The organism is Oerskovia flava, assembly GCF_026163685.1.
Lineage (GTDB): Bacteria > Actinomycetota > Actinomycetes > Actinomycetales > Cellulomonadaceae > Oerskovia_A > Oerskovia_A flava.
Genome location: NZ_JAOXSR010000001.1, coordinates 447751 through 465573, shown reverse-complemented (window position 1 = coordinate 465573; position 17823 = coordinate 447751). Strand labels below are relative to the sequence as shown.

14 protein-coding genes are annotated in these 17823 nt (G+C 71.7%); 6 read left to right on the top strand and 8 right to left on the bottom strand.

The annotated features are described in order from the left end of the window. Window positions 1-98 precede the first annotated feature (98 nt). From OHL10_RS02050 to OHL10_RS02040, 3 genes are all read right to left on the bottom strand, one after another. The gene (locus OHL10_RS02050; protein WP_265520475.1) at window positions 99-1004 is read right to left on the bottom strand and encodes a carbohydrate ABC transporter permease; all 906 of its coding nucleotides are present in this window, start codon (window positions 1002-1004) and stop codon (window positions 99-101) included. 8 nt (window positions 1005-1012) lie between these two features. Then, window positions 1013-1969, bottom strand: coding sequence for a carbohydrate ABC transporter permease (locus tag OHL10_RS02045; RefSeq protein ID WP_265520474.1), 957 nt, complete (start codon window positions 1967-1969; stop codon window positions 1013-1015). Window positions 1970-2096: 127 nt separating this feature from the next. Further along, the gene (locus tag OHL10_RS02040; RefSeq protein WP_265520473.1) at window positions 2097-3413 is read right to left on the bottom strand and encodes an ABC transporter substrate-binding protein; all 1317 of its coding nucleotides are present in this window, start codon (window positions 3411-3413) and stop codon (window positions 2097-2099) included. A 318-nt stretch (window positions 3414-3731) separates the two neighbouring features. Between OHL10_RS02040 and OHL10_RS02035 the strand changes: the two genes are divergently transcribed. Next, entirely contained in the window at window positions 3732-4763 is a 1032-nt protein-coding gene (locus tag OHL10_RS02035) for a LacI family DNA-binding transcriptional regulator (protein ID WP_265520472.1), read from the top strand. A gap of 21 nt (window positions 4764-4784) precedes the next feature. Here the strand turns inward: OHL10_RS02035 and OHL10_RS02030 are convergent, their stop codons facing one another. Both OHL10_RS02030 and OHL10_RS02025 read right to left on the bottom strand, forming a co-directional pair. After that, on the bottom strand, window positions 4785-5354 hold the full coding sequence (locus OHL10_RS02030; protein WP_265520471.1) for an amino-acid N-acetyltransferase: 570 nt from the start codon (window positions 5352-5354) through the stop codon (window positions 4785-4787). Between the two features lie 60 nt (window positions 5355-5414). Further along, a complete protein-coding gene (locus OHL10_RS02025) occupies window positions 5415-6365 on the bottom strand; it encodes a sugar-binding transcriptional regulator (RefSeq protein WP_425498908.1) in 951 nt (316 codons plus the stop codon). Between the two features lie 164 nt (window positions 6366-6529). Between OHL10_RS02025 and OHL10_RS02020 the strand changes: the two genes are divergently transcribed. The 4 genes from OHL10_RS02020 (at window position 6530) to OHL10_RS02005 (ending at window position 12271) form a co-directional block, all read left to right on the top strand. Further along, window positions 6530-8278, top strand: a complete 1749-nt coding sequence (locus OHL10_RS02020) for a glycerol-3-phosphate dehydrogenase/oxidase (RefSeq protein WP_265520470.1) — start codon at window positions 6530-6532, stop codon at window positions 8276-8278. Window positions 8279-8464: 186 nt separating this feature from the next. Next, entirely contained in the window at window positions 8465-9199 is a 735-nt protein-coding gene (locus OHL10_RS02015; RefSeq protein WP_265520469.1) for an MIP/aquaporin family protein, read from the top strand. 102 nt (window positions 9200-9301) lie between these two features. Further along, entirely contained in the window at window positions 9302-10819 is a 1518-nt protein-coding gene (glpK, locus tag OHL10_RS02010) for a glycerol kinase GlpK (RefSeq protein ID WP_265520468.1), read from the top strand. A gap of 141 nt (window positions 10820-10960) precedes the next feature. Continuing rightward, window positions 10961-12271, top strand: coding sequence for an alpha/beta fold hydrolase (locus OHL10_RS02005; protein ID WP_265520467.1), 1311 nt, complete (start codon window positions 10961-10963; stop codon window positions 12269-12271). A gap of 72 nt (window positions 12272-12343) precedes the next feature. Here the strand turns inward: OHL10_RS02005 and OHL10_RS02000 are convergent, their stop codons facing one another. Continuing rightward, window positions 12344-13084: a HEAT repeat domain-containing protein gene (locus OHL10_RS02000; RefSeq protein ID WP_265520466.1), complete on the bottom strand. Its 741-nt coding sequence runs from the start codon at window positions 13082-13084 to the stop codon at window positions 12344-12346. A 107-nt stretch (window positions 13085-13191) separates the two neighbouring features. Next, window positions 13192-14658 carry an XRE family transcriptional regulator gene (locus OHL10_RS01995; protein WP_265520465.1) on the bottom strand — a complete coding sequence of 489 codons (1467 nt, stop codon included), beginning with the start codon at window positions 14656-14658 and terminating at the stop codon, window positions 13192-13194. 144 nt (window positions 14659-14802) lie between these two features. On the opposite strand from OHL10_RS01995, the gene OHL10_RS01990 reads away from it, so the two are divergent. Beyond that, window positions 14803-16725 (top strand): phosphoenolpyruvate carboxykinase (GTP), encoded by a 1923-nt coding sequence (locus OHL10_RS01990; protein WP_265520464.1) that lies wholly within the window; start codon window positions 14803-14805, stop codon window positions 16723-16725. A gap of 129 nt (window positions 16726-16854) precedes the next feature. On the opposite strand, the gene OHL10_RS01985 is transcribed toward OHL10_RS01990, so the two are convergent. Then, on the bottom strand, window positions 16855-17505 hold the full coding sequence (locus tag OHL10_RS01985; RefSeq protein ID WP_265520463.1) for a DUF6518 family protein: 651 nt from the start codon (window positions 17503-17505) through the stop codon (window positions 16855-16857). Window positions 17506-17823 lie beyond the last annotated feature (318 nt).

Here is a 17823-nt window from a genome sequence, read left to right as displayed (position 1 = left end):
ACGGATGAAGGGTCACGGGATACCTCCGGTGGCGGCGGACGCCGCATCGGTGCGGGTGCTCGAGCAGGGACGGGGACGACGTGGTCAGGGGGGCGGGCTCATCCCTTCAGGGCTCCCGTCATAAAGCCCTGCACGTAGTGGCGCTGCAGGAGGAGGAACAGCACGACGCACGGCAGCGCGAGCACCACGACCCCGGCCTGGGTCGCGCCGTAGTCGACGACGCCCATGACCTGCTGACGCATGTTGGCCACCGCGAGGGGCAGCGGCGCCTTCGCCGAGTCCGTGATGAGGATCAGCGGGGCGACGAAGTCGTTCCAAGCCGCGAGGAACGCGAACAACCCCACCGTGATCAACCCCGGCTTCACGGCCGGTAGGAGGACCCGGCGCAGCGCGCCGAACGACGAGCAGCCGTCGACGAGCGCGGCTTCGTCGAGCTCGCGCGGCACCGACTCGAACGAGATCCGCATCATGAACGTCGCGAAGGGCAGCTGGAACATGGTGAGCACGAGCGCGAGGCCCAGCAGCGAGTTCTGCAGCCCGAGGGAGTTGAGCAGCACGTAGAGCGGGATGAGGAGCGTCGCGTACGGCACCATGAGGATCGCGAGCACGACGAGGAAGAGCACGTTGCGCCCGGGGAACCGGAACCGGGCGAACGCGTAGCCGCCGAGCAGCGAGACGACGAGCGTGAACAGCACCGTCAGGCCCGAGACGACGACCGAGTTCGCGACGTACTGCCACACCCCGGCCTGGTAGCCGGCGAGGGTCACGTAGTTGCCGAGGCCCCAGCCGTTGATCTGGTTGCTGCCCGGTTGGGGCGAGACCGACGCGACGCCGGCCCACACGAGCGGGAAGAGGAAGACGACGGCGAGCGCGCCGGTGAACACCCAGTAGGGCGTGCGCAGCGCCAGCCCCGCGATCCGGGTCTGCGGTGCCCGACGGCGGGGGCGGGCCTGCGCGGGCCCGCTCGCCGGCGTCTCGTGCTGCGGTGTGACGGTCTGCGTCATGGCCGGTGTCACTTCCCCTCCGGTGCGCGCATGGCGCGGAACTGCACGACGTTGATCACGACGAGCGCCGCGAGCACGATGAACGACAGCGCCGCGGCGATGCCGAGGTCGTTCTGCCCCTGGAACGCGACGTTGTAGATGAGCTGGACGACGGTGATGGTGCTGTTGTCCGGGCCGCCCTTGGTGAGGATGTAGAACTGGTCGAACGCCAGCAGCGAGCCGGTGACGCACATGATCGTGCAGAGCGCGAGGGACGGCCGCAGGAGCGGGAGCGTGATCCGCGCGAAGGTCTGCCGACGGTTCGCGCCGTCCATCCGGGCCGCCTCGAACACGTCGTGCGGGATGCCCTGGAGGCCGACGAGCAGCAGCAGCATGTAGAAGCCCGCGAAGCGCCACACGATGAGGAAGACGGTCGACCACAGCGCCGCCCCGGGCGAGCCGAGGAAGGAGACCGGGCCCTCGACGAGCCCCAGCGCCTCCAGCAGCGGGGAGATCGGGCCGCTCTGCGGGGAGTACAGCGCGTAGAAGAGCAGGGACGCCGACGCCAGGCCGAGCGCGCTGGGCACGAGGATCGCCGTGCGCAGGAAGCCCTTCCAGCGCCCCGACTCCTGGACGAGCAGCGCGAGGCCGAGTCCGAGGCCGATGAGCAGGACGGTCGCGATGACGGTGTACGTCAGGGTGAAGACCACCGAGTCCCAGAAGAAGCGGTTGTCGACCGCGTCCCGGAAGTTGTCGGGGGCGTTGAACCCGCGGTTCCCGGCGAGCAGCGGCCAGTCGGAGACCGACATCTGCCCGACGAGCAGGATCGGCAGGACGAAGAAGACGAGGACGAACAGCGCCGTCGGCGCGGCGTAGGCCCACCCGCGCAGGGCGGCGCCGCGGGAGGACCGCAGCCGGCGGGCGCGGGACCTGGGTGGCAGACCGCCGGCGGGCGGCGGTATCACGGGTGCTTGCTGCACCGACATGTCGAGCTCCAGAGGACGGACGAGCAGGGGCGTTCGAGCGGTCGTTCGGTTGACGGCCCGGAGACCGGTGGGCCCGGCGGGCCGTGGGTCCGTGCGCCGCCGGCGAGACCGGCGGCGCACGGGGCCGTCACTGCTGGAGGACCGCGGTGATCTCGTCGTTGTCCTCGGGCACCGTCGTGCCGCCCTCGAAGACGGCGTTGCGGATCAGCGTGAGCCACGGGCTCGTCGGCGCGTTGAACGCCTGCTGGAAGTTGCGCGCGACGGGCGTCCGGCCCTGGCTCGCGACCTCGTTGATCGTCACGACCCGCGGGTCCTGCGACGAGTACTCGTTGTCGGCGAGGTCGGCCCGCGACGTGACGTCACCGTTCTTCGCGAGCACCTCGACCTGCGCGTCCTCGGACATCATCCAGGACAGGAAGTGCCACGCCTGGTCGGACGACTCCGAGTCCTTGGAGATCCCGATGCCGTCGCCGCCCACGAAGGTGGAGGCGCCGCCGTCAGGCCCGGGGATCGGGGCGACGCCGACGTCGACGGACTCGTCCGTCGTGGCCAGCAGCGTCGCCGGGTACGGCATCACACCGACCTTGCCCTCCTGGAAGGGAGCGACCCAGGTCGCGCCGGTCTCGTCCCGCGTACCGGCCCCGACCGCGTCGGACGCGACGAGGTCCGCGTAGATGTCGTAGACCTCCTGGGCGGTCTCGCTGGCGAGGAGCGACTCGGTGCCGTCGTTCGCCATGACCTCGTCCCCGGCCGCCCACACGGACGGGAACCAGGTGAAGACGAGGCACCCGCCGCAGTTGCCGCCGAAGAAGGTCCCGTCCACGTCACCGCCGAGGGCGTCGACCGCCTTGGCGTGCTCGGCCATCTCCCGCAGCGTCGTCGGCGGCGCCTCGGGGTCGAGGCCGGCCTGCTCGTAGAGGTCCTTGTTGTAGAACAGCACCGAGATGTCCAGGACGAACGGCAGCACGTGCGCCGCGTCGTCGTAGGTCCCGGCCTCGAGGTGCCCGGCGTTGATCTCGTCCTTGAAGGGGAGCTCGTCGATCCGGCCCGTGAGGTCCTGGAACAGGCCCTGCTCGACCCAGTTCGGCACGTAGACGATGTCCGCGGCGAAGAGGTCGGGCAGTCCGCCGCTGCCGGCGGCGGCCCCGACCTTCGCGACGTAGTCGTCGTTGGGCACGATCGTCAGGTCGACCTGGTTCTCGTGGCTCGCGTTGTACGCGTCCACGAGGAGCTTGGCCTGCTGCTCCATCGGGGCGCGGGTCCACAGCGTGAGCGAGGTGCCGTCGTCGACACCCTCGACCCCGCCGGCTCCCGGCCCCGGGTCCGCACCCGGGCTCGTGCCGGACCCGGAGGTCCCGCAGGCGGCGAGGCCGAGGGCCATCAGGCCGATCACCGCGGCCGAGGTCATCCTGGTGACCGTCGAGCGCTTCCGGTCGTTCGTCATTCGCGTCTCCTACCACTCGTCGTCGAGCTGTCGCGTCCATCGCGTCTTGTCCAGCCGTGCCCGTCCACCGTGCGTGCCGTGACCCCTCTGCATCCGAGTGGTGCGAGCACCTTTCGGTCAGCGTGTCGCCGTCGACTCGTCCGCCTGGCCGTACGTCCCTCTCCCGCACTACTCTTCGATGAAGACCCACTCACCGAAACTCGCCGAAAAGGTTTTCTGAATGTATTGCAGCAGGCGCGACCCGTCAAGCAGCCGGAAGGGTTACAGTTCGGTCACGGGAACCGCGGTACCCGTCGCACCGGAAGGGGGCCGCGACACATGACCAACCAGACCTCCGGCACGCCGCCGCGCGCTGCGACCCTCACCGACGTCGCCCGCCTCGCCGGCGTGTCGATCGCGACCGCCTCCAAGGCGATCAACGGACGTGACCAGGTCAAGGCCGAGACCCGGCTGCGGGTCCTCGAGGCGGCCGAGCGGCTGTCCTTCGCGCCCAACGCCCTGGCCCGCGGCCTGCTCAAGGGCCGCACCGGGACGGTCGGGCTGCTCACGAGCGACCTCGAGGGCCGCTTCTCGATCCCCGTGCTCATGGGCGCCGAGGACGCGTTCGGCGCCGGCCGCGTCTCGGTGTTCCTCTGCGACGCGCGCGGCGACGCGATCCGCGAGCAGCACCACGTGCGCGCGCTGCTCTCGCGCCGGGTGGACGGCCTCATCGTCGTCGGGTCCCGCACGGACCCGCGCCCTCCGCTCGGCGCGGAGGTCCCCGTGCCGGTCGTCTATGCCTACGCGCCGTCCGAGGACCCCGAGGACATGTCGATCACGGCCGACGGCGTCGGTGCCGGACGCCTCGCGGTGGAGCACCTCCTGTCCTGCGGGCGTCGCAAGATCGCCCACGTGTCGGGCGACCCCGCCTACAAGGCGGCGCAGGACCGGGCGACCGGCGCAGCGGCCGCGCTCGAGGCGGCCGGCCTCTCGCTGGTCGGCAACCAGACCTACTTCGGCTCGTGGAGCGAGGGCTGGGGCCGCGGGGCGGCGCGGATGATCGTCGAGCAGCACCCCGACGTCGACGGGTTCTTCTGCGGCAGCGACCAGATTGCGCGCGGCGTCCTGGACGCCCTGCGAGAGCTGGGGCGCGACGTCCCCGGCGACGCGTCGGTCATCGGTTTCGACAACTGGGAGGTGCTGACCACCAACGCGCGCCCGCAGCTCACGAGCGTCGACATGAACCTCGAACGGGTCGGGCGCATCGCGGCCCAGCGGCTCTTCGCCGCGATCGACGGCACCCGCCGCCCCGGCATCGAGGAGCTCCCGTGCCGCGTCGTCACCCGGGAGTCCACCGCCCCCATCAGCTGAGGACCCCGGGACGCGAGGGGGTCAGTCCAGCTCGATGAGCATCCGCGTGTTTCCCAGGGTGTTCGGCTTGACGTGCGCGAGGTCGAGGAACTCCGCGACGCCGTGGTCGTGCGAGCGCAACAGCTCGGCGTAGACGTCGGGCGCCACGGGTGTCCCGTCGATCTCGTGGAAGCCGTGGGCGGTGAAGAAGTCCACCTCGAACGTCAGACAGAAGACGCGCCGAAGTCCGAGCGCCCGGGCACGCGCGAGCAGCTCGACGACGAGCCCGTGCCCGACGCCCCGGCCGAGCCACCGCCGGTCGACGGCCAGTGTGCGGATCTCCGCGAGGTCGTCCCACATGACGTGCAGCGCGCCGCAGCCGACGACGTCGGACGTGCCCGCCCGCCCGTCCCCGGGGGTGCCCGCGTCGGCGACGACGAACTCCTGGACGGCCTCGTAGTAGCCGACCATCTCCTTCGCGAGGAGGATGCGCTGCGCCGCGTAGGGCTCGACGAGGTCACGGATCGTGCGCACGTCTGCCGGGACGGCCGCACGGACCACGAAGTCACGGGCGGCGCGCTCGCCGGACGGCGTGGGATGCGTCTCGGTCACGTCGACAATCTACGCGGTCGTGACCCGCCCTGCATACTCATACACGCGGAGGTATAGTTTCTAGAGGTCTTCGACGAGCCGGACCGCGGTCATCTCGTCGACCACGAGGTCCGTCACCACCCCGGCCCGCAGCGCGGCCCGCAGCGGCGCGACCTTGTTGTAGCCCGCCACCGCGCACACCCGGCGAGGGATCCGGCGCAGCTCGGTCGGGGTCGGTCCGGTCGCCCGCTCGTTGAGCGCGATGTCGCTGTAGGTGCCGTCGCCCCGCAGGAAGACCGTGCACACGTCACCCACCACCCGCTCGGCCTCGAGGACCGCGACGTCCTCAGGGTCGAGGTAGCCGGCCGAGTACACGTGCGAGGGCACACCGCCCGAGACGGCCCCCACCGAGAACAGCGCGACGTCGGCTCGCTGCTGCACGTCGAGCACCCGTCGGACCGACCGCTCACGCCACATCGCCTGCTTGGTCTCGGCGTAGTCGAAGAACGCCGGCACTGGGAAATGGTGCACGTGGGCGTCGAACGCCGTGCCGAACCCGGCGATGAGGTCACCCGCGTAGTGGACCCCCGAGGTCCGGGTGTTCGCGGCCCCGTTGAGCTGCACGACGGCGGAGCCCCGGGTCGGCTTGCGGGGCAGGTGACGGGCGATCGCCGCGAGCGTCGTGCCCCACGCGAGCCCCAGCACCATGTCGGAGTCGAACCACGAGCCGAGGAGGCGTGCGGTCGTGAGCGCGACCTGGTCGAGCCGGTCCACCTGAGCAGCGGAGTCGGGCACAGGCACCACGTAGGCGTCGATGCCGTACGCCGACGCGAGGTGCTGGCCGAGCCCCGGTGCACGGCTGCGCGTCGGGCGCAGGGAGATCTCCACCAGGCCGGTCTCCCGCGCCTTCTTCACCAGCCGCGAGACGGTCGAGCGCGAGGTGCGCAGGTGCTTGGCGATCGCCTCCATCTTCATGTCCTGGAGGTAGTACATGGACGCGGCCCGGAGGACGTCCTGCTCACGGTCAGGCATCAGTCAACACCTCTTCTGCTTGCACGTTTGTGCACTGCGGTTGCGCGGACGTTCCTGCCGTGCTGACGTTAGTACGTGCCGACCGTGCGCGACACCTCGGACGACCCGTCGCCGAACCCCGCGACGGCACGTTCCGCGACCACCGACGAGAGAGGGCGAAACGGATGGCCTCCACCCGACTCACCGCCGAGTCCCGGCAGCAGGCTCTGACAGCGCTCGAGGCGAGCGCGCAGGCCGACAGCGAGCTCGACGTCCTCGTCATCGGCGGTGGCGTCACCGGGGCCGGCATCGCGCTCGATGCCGTCACCCGTGGCCTGTCCACCGCGATCGTCGAGGCCCAGGACTGGTCGGCAGGCACCTCCAGCCGGTCGAGCAAGCTCGTGCACGGTGGCCTGCGCTACCTGCAGATGCTCGACTTCCACCTCGTGCACGAGGCGCTCACCGAGCGCGACCTCCTGCTCAAGGACATCGCTCCGCACCTCGTGCGGCCCGTACCGTTCCTCTACCCGCTCGAGCACCGCGTCTGGGAACGTGCCTACGTCGGCGCCGGCATCGCGCTGTACGACACGCTCGCGACCGCGGCTCCCGGCAAGCGCGCGCTCCCCCTGCACCGCCACCTGTCCCGCAAGGGGATGGAGCGCAAGTTCCCGGACCTCGCCCACGACGCCGCGATCGGTGCCATCCAGTACTGGGACGCCTCCGTCGACGACGCCCGGCTCACGACGACCCTCGTGCGGACCGCCGCCTCCTACGGCGCGCACGCCGCGTCCCGCACCCAGGTCGTGCAGCTCACCAAGGGATCGACCGGGACGGTCAACGGCGCGGTCCTCGTCGACCTGGAGACGGGCAAGGAGGTCTCCGTCCGCGCCCGCCACGTCATCAACGCGACCGGCGTCTGGACCGAGGACACCGAGTCGCTCGCGGGCGACGAGGGCGGTCTGCGGGTGCTCGCGTCCAAGGGGATCCACATCGTCGTGCCCCGGGAACGGATCAAGGGCAAGGTCGGGCTGATCCTCCAGACCGAGAAGAGCGTCCTGTTCGTCATCCCGTGGTCGCGCTACTGGGTCATCGGCACCACCGACACCCCGTGGGAGCAGGAGCTCCAGCATCCCGTCGCGACGTCGGCCGACATCGACTACGTGCTCGAGCACGCGAACGCCGTGCTCGCCCAGCCCCTCACGCGTGACGACATCATCGGCACCTGGGCCGGGCTCCGCCCGCTCCTGCAGCCCGGCACCAAGGAGGGCACGAGCTCGGCGAAGGTCTCCCGCGAGCACACCGTGGCCTCGCCCGTCCCGGGTCTGACCGTCATCGCCGGCGGCAAGCTCACCACCTACCGGGTGATGGCGAAGGACGCCGTGGACTTCGCCATCGGGCAGCGGGCGGCCGCGCTGCCGTCCGTCACGCACCGCATCCCGCTCGTCGGGGCAGAAGGGCTCGTCGCCCTCCAGCGCCAGGCCCGCACGCACGCCTCGCGGTACGGCTGGACACCTGCGCTCGTCGACCACCTGCTGCACCGGTACGGTTCCGCCCTGCGCGACATCGTCGCGCTGTGCGAGGAGGACCCGTCGATGGCGCGCCCGCTCGAGCACGCGCCCGCGTACCTGCGCGCCGAGATCTCCTACGGCGTCACGCACGAGGGCGCCCTGCACCTCGAGGACCTGCTGCTGCACCGCACGCGCCTCAACTACGAGGTGCGGGACCGCGGTCTGGCCGCGCTCCCCGAGATCGCCGACGTCGTCGCGCCCCTGCTGGGATGGGACGACGAGACCAAGGCCGCGGAGATCGCGTCCTACACGGCCCGTGCGGAGGCCGAGGCCGCTGCCGAGAAGCAGCCCGACGACGCCACCGCCGAGCGCTCGCGCCTCACGGCCGACGACGTCGCACCCCTGCAACCCCTCCGTACCTCCTGACCCCCCTGCCGACCCCGCGCAGGGACTGCCCCTCCGAGCACAACTGAACCCGGGTGCGGTCGCCACGACCCCGACGACCGCACCTCGCACCACCCGGCCCCGTCCCCGACGGGGCCCGACAACCACGGCGCACGGATGCGCCGTCGGGGTTGCGACAGCGAAGTCCAACAAGAAAGCGAGTACACGATGGACGTGTCAACAGGCGAGCTCATCGTCTCCGAGTTCCTCGGGACGGCGTTCCTGCTCCTCGGAGGTGCAGGAGTCGTCGCGAACGTCATCCTCCCGAAGACCAAGGGATTCAACGGCGGCTGGCTCCTCATCAACTTCGGATGGGGCCTTGCCGTCTTCGCCGGTGTGTTCGTGGCGTACCGGTCCGGTGCACACATCAACCCGGCCGTGACTTTCGGCATCTGGGCCAACGGCGCGGAGGAGTTCGCCCCGGGCATCCCCGTGACCGCCGCGAACGGCTTCTACTACGTCACCGCGCAGATGGCCGGTGCCGCCGTGGGTGCCGCGCTGGCCTTCCTCGCCTACAAGAAGCACTTCGACCAGGAGGCGCCCGGCGCCACCAAGCTCGCGGTCTTCTCCACCGGCCCGGAGATCCGCTCCTACGGCTGGAACGTCGTCACCGAGGTCATCGGCACGTTCGTCCTCGTGTTCGTCGTCCTCCAGTTCGGCAACACCCCGCACGAGCTCGGCCCCCTCGCGGTCGCCCTCCTCGTGGTCGGGATCGGCGCGAGCCTCGGTGGTCCCACCGGGTACGCGATCAACCCGGCACGTGACCTCGGCCCCCGTATCGCGCACGCACTGCTGCCGATCAAGGGCAAGGGCCCGAGCGACTGGAGCTACTCCTGGGTCCCGGTCGTCGGCCCGATCGTCGGTGGTGTCCTCGCCGGACTCCTGGCCGCCGCGGTCGCCTGACCGTCCGCCGCCCGGTGGCGACCACGACGTCGCCACCGGGCAGCACCCGTCGCACCAGCACCTCGTCCAAGCGCACCCGATCCACAGAAGGACTGACACACCATGGCTGACTACGTCCTCGCCATCGACCAGGGAACCACCAGCTCCCGCGCCATCGTCTTCAACCACTCCGGCGAGATCGTCTCGTCGGGGCAGCTCGAGCACGACCAGATCTTCCCGAAGGCCGGCTGGGTCGAGCACAACCCCGAGCAGATCTGGAACAACGTCCGCGAGGCCGTGGGCCTCGCCCTGACCCGGGCGAACCTCACGCACGCCGACATCGCCGCCGTCGGCATCACGAACCAGCGCGAGACGGCCGTCGTGTGGGACCGCACGACCGGCAAGCCCGTCTACAACGCGATCGTCTGGCAGGACACCCGCACGCAGAAGATCGTCGACGAGCTCGGTGGCTCCGAGGGCGCCGAGAAGTACAAGGCGATCGTCGGCCTGCCGCTCGCGACCTACTTCTCCGGACCCAAGGTCAAGTGGATCCTCGACAACGTCGAGGGCGCCCGGGCTGCGGCCGACCGCGGCGACCTGATGTTCGGCAACACCGACACCTGGGTGCTGTGGAACATGACGGGCGGGACCGACGGCGGTGTGCACGTCACCGACGTCACGAACGCCTCGCGAACCATGCTCATGGACCTCGACACCCTCTCCTGGCGAGAGGACATCGCCGCCGACATGGGCATCCCGCTGTCGATGCTCCCGGAGATCAAGTCCTCGTCCGAGGTCTACGGCCACGGCCGCCAGCGCGGCATGGTCCCGGGCGTCCCGATCGCCGGCATCCTCGGTGACCAGCAGGCCGCCACGTTCGGCCAGGCGTGCTTCGAGGTCGGGCAGGCCAAGAACACCTACGGCACCGGCAACTTCATGCTCCTCAACACCGGCACCGAGAAGGTGATGAGCGAGAACGGTCTGCTCACGACCGTCTGCTACAAGATCGGCGACCAGCCGGTCCGGTACGCGCTCGAGGGCTCGATCGCCGTCACCGGCTCCCTCATCCAGTGGCTGCGCGACAACCTCGGGATGTTCACCGACGCGCCCGACGTCGAGTGGCTGGCCCGCAAGGTGGACGACAACGGCGGCGCGTACTTCGTCCCCGCGTTCTCCGGACTCTTCGCCCCGTACTGGCGCTCCGACGCCCGCGGTGCGCTCGTCGGCCTCACGCGGTACGTCACGAAGAACCACATCGCCCGCGCGGCGCTCGAGGCGACGGCGTTCCAGACCCGCGAGGTCCTCGACGCCATGAACGCCGACTCCGGAGTGGACCTCACCGAGCTGCGCGTCGACGGCGGCATGGTCGCCAACGAGCTGCTCATGCAGTTCCAGGCCGACCAGCTGGGCGTCGACGTCGTGCGTCCGAAGGTCGCCGAGACCACCGCGCTCGGCGCCGCGTACGCCGCGGGCATCGCCGTCGGCTTCTGGTCCGGAGAGCAGGACGTCATCGACAACTGGGCCGAGGACAAGCGCTGGACCCCGTCGATGGAGTCCGGCGAGCGCGAGCGGCTGTACCGCAACTGGAAGAAGGCCGTCACGAAGACGATGGACTGGGTGGACGACGACGTGGAGCAGTAGTCCTCGATCGTCCCGTCGAGGGGGTGGTCCTGCCGGTCGCGGCGGTGCCACCCCCTCGTCGCGCGCTCGGGGCGTCGTGCGCTCGGGGCATCGTGCGCTCGGGGCGTCGGGGTACGGCGGTGCGCTGGCTAGGGTGGCTGCGTGAGCACCACGAGCGAGACCGGCTACACGGTCCCCGGCCTGCACGTCACCGACCGCGAGATCGAGGTCCCCCTCGACTGGTCGGACGAGAGCGACCCGCGGCGTCTGACGCTCTTCGTCCGCGAGCTCGTCGACCCGGCCCGACGCCGCGACGACCTCCCGCTGCTCGTGTTCCTCCAGGGCGGGCCGGGCGGCAAGGGGCCGCGCCCCACCGGTCCGGACGGCTGGCTCGGCCAGGCCCTGGCGACGTACCGCGTCGTGCTGCTCGACCAGCGCGGGACCGGGCGCTCGTCCGCGGTCCGCGCCGCAGTGCTCGCCGCACAGGGCTCGGCCGCGGACCAGGCCGAGCACCTCACGCACTTCCGCGCCGACTCGATCGTCGCCGACGCCGAGCACGTGCGCCGGTCGGTCTACGGCGGGCGGCGCTGGACGACGCTCGGCCAGTCCTACGGCGGGTTCCTCACCATGACGTACCTGTCGCGCGCCCCCGAGGGCCTCGCCGCGTGCCTCGTCACGGGCGGCCTGCCCGGCCTCAGCGCCGACGCACGCGAGGTGTACCGGCGCACCCAGCCGCGCGTCGTCGCCAAGAACGCGCGCTACCGGGCGCGGTACCCCCACGACGAGGCGCGCCTCGCCGCGATCGCGGACCGCCTCGCCGTCGGCGACGTCCGCCTGCCCGACGGCGACCCGCTGTCCGTGCACCGGTTCCAGTCGGTCGGTATGGACCTGGGGATGAAGCCCGGCGCCGAGCGCATCCACTGGATCGTCGACGAGGCGTTCGACCCGGGTGCGCCCGACGAGCTCACCGACACGTTCCTCGCCGACGTGGCCGCCACGACGTCGTTCCGCACCAACCCGCTCTACGCGGTGCTGCACGAGTCGATCTACGCGCAGTCGCACACCGGCCCCACCGCGTGGGCCGCGCAGGCGGTGCGCGACGACGACCCCGCCTTCGCCCCCGGCACCCGCCCGCTCCTGCTGACGGGCGAGATGATCTACCCCTGGATGTTCGACGAGGTCGCCGCGCTGCGACCGTTCCGCCGCGCGGCCGAGGCGCTCGCGACGTGGGAGCGCTGGCCCGACCTCTACGACCTCGACACGCTCGCGCGCAACGAGGTCCCCGTCGAGGCGGCGGTCTACCACGACGACATGTTCGTCGACGCCGACCTGTCGCTCGAGACCGCCGCTCACGTGGGCAACACCGAGGCCTGGGTGACGAACGAGTTCGAGCACGACGGCCTGCGCACCGGCGACGTCTTCGCCCGCCTCACCGAACGCCTGGCGACCCGCGGCGGCCCGCTCCCCGCCTGACGCCCCCGCTCCCCCGCTGAGTGCAGGGAAACGGTCGTCGGAGAGCGCTCTCCGACGACCGTTTCCCCGCACTCAGCGTTGGCGGACCTCGTCGGCGAGCTGTGCCAGGGCTGAGTCGACGCGCAGTTCGCGCAGCGCAGGCTCGTCGCCCTCCAAGCGGTCGGCGACGGCGTCGTAGAACTCCGCTGCGCGGTGGGGAGCGATGTCGAGGAGCACCGTCATCAAGCGCCAGGACCGGAGGGTGTCGCCGTCCGGCAGCTCGTGCCCGCGACGACGACACAGGTCGGCCACGCCGTCGAGCATGTCCTCGCCCGGCCCGTCGGGGTCGGTCAACCGGCACGCGGCGTCGGCCTGCTGGTCCGCGACCTCGTCGTCCCAGCCTGTGCGGTGCGGCACCAGGAGAGGGTGGAGACCCGGGTCGCCCAGCGCTCCCGCGGCGACGATCTCGAGCTGCCAGACGGCGCCGCTCGGCCGGGTCAACGCGGCTCGCACGCGCGGCAGCGCACGGGGATCTCGGCGGTACGCGAGCCCGACGAGGGCCTCGCACCGCGTCTCACGGTCGACGTCGTCGAGCCGGGCCGCGAGCGCGTCCCGGAGCTCGGGTGTGTCCACCTCGTGGAATTGCCGTCCGAGCACGAAGCACGCGTAGTCCCGCACCCTCTTCTTCGGATCCGTGGTGAGCCGGATCGTCGCGTCCACCATCTCGGGCGTCGGCGGATCACCGTGGGTCAGACCCGGCAGCATCATGACCGCACGGCGCCGGACGCCGGACTTCTCGTGGGACAGGAGCGCGATCACAGCGGCGACGTCCATGTCGGCCAGTATGCCCGGCGGTCCCCGCTGAGTGCGGGGAAACGGTCGCCGGAGAGCGCTCTCCGACGGCAGTTTCCCCGCACTCAGCGTTGGCGGGGCCGGGCGGGTCAGTCCGAGGGGGCGTGCTTGTCGAGGAACGCATAGACCTCGGTCGCGTCGACCCCGGGGAACGCGCCGGTCGGCAGTGCCGAGAGCACGTGCTGGTGCATGCGCGCGCTGGGCCACGACACGTCCTCCCAGTGCGCGGCGGCCGTGGCGGCCGGGCGACGGCAGCACGACTCGTCCGGGCAGGTCGACTGCCGCCGCACCGCGGTGTCCCGACCGCGGAACCACTTGGCCGACGCGAACGGCACCCCGACGGCCAGGGAGAACTGGCCGTTCGTCGTCGTGCCGGTCTGGGTGGAGCACCAGAACGTCCCGGCGGGCGTGTCGGTGTACTGGTACGACTCCTGCGCGCGGTCGCGGCGGGTGAACGCCTCGCGCACCGCCCAGCGCCGGCACACCATCTGGCCCTCGATCGCGCCGGTGACGTCGGCCGGGAGCGGCAGGCCGTCGTTCGCGTAGCCGCGGAACAGGGCGCCGTCGTCGCCGACCCGCAGGAAGTGCAGCGGGATGCCCAGGTGCTCGGTCGCGAGGTTCGTGAAGCGCTGGGCCGCGGCCTCGTGCGTCACGCCGAACGCGTCCCGGAAGTCCTCGACCGCGAGGTCCTTCTCGCGCTTGCGCCGGTCCAGGAACTCGACGGCCGCGGACTGCGGGATGAGGCAGCACGCGGCGAAGTAGGTGATCTCGACGCGCTGTCGCAGGAACTCCGCGTACGAGCGCGGGCGCTCGTGCCCGAGCACGCGGTGCGCCAACGCCTGGAGCGCGAGCGAGCGCAGCCCGTGCCCGCCGGGGATCGACGCGGGCGGGAGGTAGATGCGGCCGTGCCGCAGGTCGGTGACCGTCCGGGTCGAGTGCGGCAGGTCGTCGACGTGCAGGATCGTGAACCCGAGCTGCTCCGCCATGCGCGCGACGGAGCGGTGGGTGAGCGCGCCGATCGTGTAGCCGGCCTTGCGGGTCATGTCCTCCGCGAGCGCCTCGATCTCCGGGTAGTAGTTGTTGCGCGCCTGCCGCTCGAGGCGCAGCTCGGTGTTGGCGCGCCGCGCCTCCTCCGGGGTGGCGATGGCCTCGGACGCGCGGCGCGCGAGCTCGGTGTGCAGGCCGACGAGGTTCTCGAGCACGGGCAGCGGCAGCTTCTGGCTCGCCTTCACGGCGGGCAGGCCGAGCGAGGCGAACAGCGGGCCGCGCTGCGCCCGGTCCAGGTCGATCTCGAGGGCGGCCCTGCGCGACGGCGGCTCGTCCGCGAGGAGGTCGGTCACCGACACGTCGAGCACGGTCGCGACGTGCTGCAGGAGCGACAGGCGGGGCTCGCGGCGGCCGTTCTCGACCATGGACAGCAGGCTGGGCGCGGTGCCGACCGCCTCGCCGAGCTGCTCGAGCGTCAGACCCCGGGCCGTCCGGTGGTGCCGGATCCGTCGCCCGAGCGTAAGGAGATCGCCGTCGTTCTCGAGGCCGAAGCCTGAGTTGTCCGCCATTCCTTGACCATACGTCAAGATCGGCGAATCTTCACAGCATCCTGAGTGGAAAACCGTCACCGTACGGCGCGAGGGTGGAGGTACGAGGACGTCACCGCCGTCGGGCACGACGACGCGGGACCACCAGCGATACCGGGAGCACAGATGACCATCAGCACCGCCAACCCTCGCCGCACGCGGCACGTCGCCCTGATCGACGACGTCGAGGCGGTCCCCGCCGGCGTGCCGGCGCCGTCCGCCGACCCGCGTCCCCGCGACGCCCGGGCCTGGGTGCGCGAGATCGCCGCGATCACCGAGCCCGACTCGATCGTGTGGTGCGACGGGTCGGACGCTGAGCGCCAGCGGCTCGTCGACCTCATGGTCGACGCCGGCACGCTCCTGCCGCTGAACCCCGAGCTGCGCCCCGGCAGCTACCTCGCACGCTCCGACCCGCACGACGTCGCACGCGTCGAGTCCCGCACGTTCATCTGCTCGCGCGAGGAGGTCGACGCCGGCCCGACGAACAACTGGCGCGAGCCCGAGGCGATGCGCGCCGAGCTCCGCGAGGTGTTCGACGGCTCGATGCGGGGCCGCACGATGTACGTCGTGCCGTTCTCCATGGGCCCGGTCGGGGGGCCGATCTCCCAGGTCGGCATCCAGGTCACCGACTCCCCCTACGTCGTCGTGAGCATGGGCGTCATGACGCGGGTGGGCGACGCCGTGCTGCGGCTCATCGACGACGGCGCGGCGTTCGTCCCGGCCGTGCACTCGGTCGGCGCGCCCCTGATCGACGACACGGGCGCGGTCAGCGAGGACGTGCCCTGGCCGTGCAACGACACGAAGTACATCGCGCACTTCCCCGAGACGCGCGAGATCTGGTCCTACGGCTCGGGCTACGGCGGCAACGCCCTGCTCGGCAAGAAGTGCTTCGCGCTGCGCATCGCCTCGGCGATGGCCCGCGACGAGGGCTGGCTGGCCGAGCACATGCTCCTCGTGCGCGTCACGTCGCCCGAGGGCCGGCGCTACCACCTGGCCGCGGCGTTCCCCTCGGCGTGCGGCAAGACGAACCTCGCGATGCTCCGGCCCACGATCCCCGGCTGGACGGTCGAGACCATCGGCGACGACATCGCGTGGCTGCGGCCCGGCCCCGACGGGCGCCTGCGCGCGATCAACCCGGAGGCGGGGTTCTTCGGCGTCGCGCCGGGGACGGGCGTCGAGACGAACCCGGTCGCGGTCGCGACGTTCGACCGCGACACGATCTTCACGAACGTCGCCCTGACCGGCGACGGTGACGTGTGGTGGGAGGGCCTGACGCCCGAGCCACCCGCGCACCTCACGGACTGGACCGGTCAGGACTGGACGCCCGACGCCGGACGCCCGGCGGCCCACCCGAACTCGCGGTTCACGGTCGCGGCCGCGCAGTGCCCGACCATCGCCGACTCGTGGGAGGACCCCGCGGGCGTTCCGGTCGACGCCATCATCTTCGGCGGTCGGCGGGCCACGAACGTGCCGCTCGTCGCGCAGGCGTACGGCTGGGAGCACGGGGTGTTCATGGGCGCGACGATCTCGTCCGAGCAGACCGCCGCGGCCGAGGGCACCGTCGGCGAGCTGCGCCGCGACCCGTTCGCCATGCTGCCGTTCTGCGGCTACAACATGGCCGACCACTGGGCGCACTGGCTGCGCGTGGGCGCGAGCCTGGACCCGGAGAAGCGGCCCAAGATCTTCCAGGTCAACTGGTTCCGCAAGGGCCCGGACGGCGGGTTCCTGTGGCCCGGGTTCGGCGAGAACTCGCGCGTCGTCGAGTGGATCGCCCGCCAGGTCGACCGCTCGCGCGGGACGCGGACCGACCGCGGCGCGGTCGAGAGCCCGGTGGGCCTGCTGCCCGCACCCGGAGCGCTCGACGTCGAGGGCCTCGACCTGCCCGACGGCGCGCTCGAGGCGCTCTTCGAGGTGGCACCCGAGCCGTGGCTGGCCGAGACGCAGATGACGGCCGAGTTCTTCGACACGTTCGGCAACCGGGTACCCGACGAGCTCTGGGCGCAGCTCGCGCGACTGCGCGACCGCCTGGAGAGCAGCTCGCCGAAGTAGAACCCCCGTCCGCGAGGTAGTACTCCGGTCCGCGAGGTAGAACCCCCGTTCGTCACGGGGGTTCTACCTCGCGCACCCCGGTTCTACCTCGCGGAATCTCGTTCTACCTCTCGAGGTGAGCGCGCGGCCTCAGGAGAGGAAGAAGGAGTTCGCGACCCACGTGCCGGAGAGTCCGAGCGGGACGGCGACGAGCAGGCAGAGCGGGGCGATCCAGCGCTGGCGGGCGGTGCGGGCGATGACGACGGTGAGGACGATCCCGACCGCGACCATGATCGCGCCCGACGCGCCCTGCCACGGGAACGCGACCGCGCGCATCAGACCCTCGCTCACGAGCACACCGCCGGCGAGCGAGACCCCGGCGATCTGGGCCCAGGACTCGGTGGAGCGCCACCACGACCCGGCCACGCCGAAGACCAGACCCCCGACGAGCGCCCCGGCGATCCAGAACACGAGGATGCGCTCCTGCGACGGGACGTCCTGCAGCGTGCGGACCGCGTAGTAGCCGGCGAGCAGCAGGAGCTCGACCGCGACGCCCGCGACCGCGGCCCGGCGCGGCGTGCCCGCGAGCGCCCCGACGGCGAAGGCGACGAGCACCCAGACCGCGATGGAGTTCGCCCACATCGCCCAGGGGTCGACGAGGACGCCCTGCGCCCACTCCGTCAGGACGCCGATGCCGAGACCGGCCGCGACGACCACGAGGGCCAGGCGTCCGGTCGAGGCACCGGTCCGGACGGGCTGCGGCTCCTGGGCGCGCGCCACGGCGGGAGAGGTGTCGATCACCGCACCAGTCCACCGCGCGGGCGGTGCGCCGCACATCCCCCCTCAGACGGATATGGGCGCCCCGCCGTCGTCCCGGCGACGGACGGGACGTGCGAAGCCCGTACGCGAGGTAGAACCCCAGTCGCCGACTGGGGTTCTACCTCGCGGACCGGGGTTCTACCTCGGCAGGGGTGGGGTGGGAGAATCGGGACCGTGCCCGACGTCGTCCCCTCCCGCCCTGCCGCCTCGCCCTCGTCCGGGGGTGAGCCCGGCGACCTGGCCGGCGACTGGCGACCGCACGTCGCGAACCCTGCGGCCCGGCCGGCGCCGACGCTGCCG

Coding starts and splice junctions, on each gene's coding strand:
- OHL10_RS02050 (WP_265520475.1), bottom strand. CDS start 1,004: ATGACGCAGACCGTCACACCGCAGCACGAGACGCCGGCGAGCGGGCCC.
- OHL10_RS02045 (WP_265520474.1), bottom strand. CDS start 1,969: ATGTCGGTGCAGCAAGCACCCGTGATACCGCCGCCCGCCGGCGGTCTG.
- OHL10_RS02040 (WP_265520473.1), bottom strand. CDS start 3,413: ATGACGAACGACCGGAAGCGCTCGACGGTCACCAGGATGACCTCGGCC.
- OHL10_RS02035 (WP_265520472.1), top strand. CDS start 3,732: ATGACCAACCAGACCTCCGGCACGCCGCCGCGCGCTGCGACCCTCACC.
- OHL10_RS02025 (WP_425498908.1), bottom strand. CDS start 6,365: ATGCCTGACCGTGAGCAGGACGTCCTCCGGGCCGCGTCCATGTACTAC.
- OHL10_RS02020 (WP_265520470.1), top strand. CDS start 6,530: ATGGCCTCCACCCGACTCACCGCCGAGTCCCGGCAGCAGGCTCTGACA.
- OHL10_RS02015 (WP_265520469.1), top strand. CDS start 8,465: ATGGACGTGTCAACAGGCGAGCTCATCGTCTCCGAGTTCCTCGGGACG.
- glpK (WP_265520468.1), top strand. CDS start 9,302: ATGGCTGACTACGTCCTCGCCATCGACCAGGGAACCACCAGCTCCCGC.
- OHL10_RS02000 (WP_265520466.1), bottom strand. CDS start 13,084: ATGGACGTCGCCGCTGTGATCGCGCTCCTGTCCCACGAGAAGTCCGGC.
- OHL10_RS01995 (WP_265520465.1), bottom strand. CDS start 14,658: ATGGCGGACAACTCAGGCTTCGGCCTCGAGAACGACGGCGATCTCCTT.
- OHL10_RS01990 (WP_265520464.1), top strand. CDS start 14,803: ATGACCATCAGCACCGCCAACCCTCGCCGCACGCGGCACGTCGCCCTG.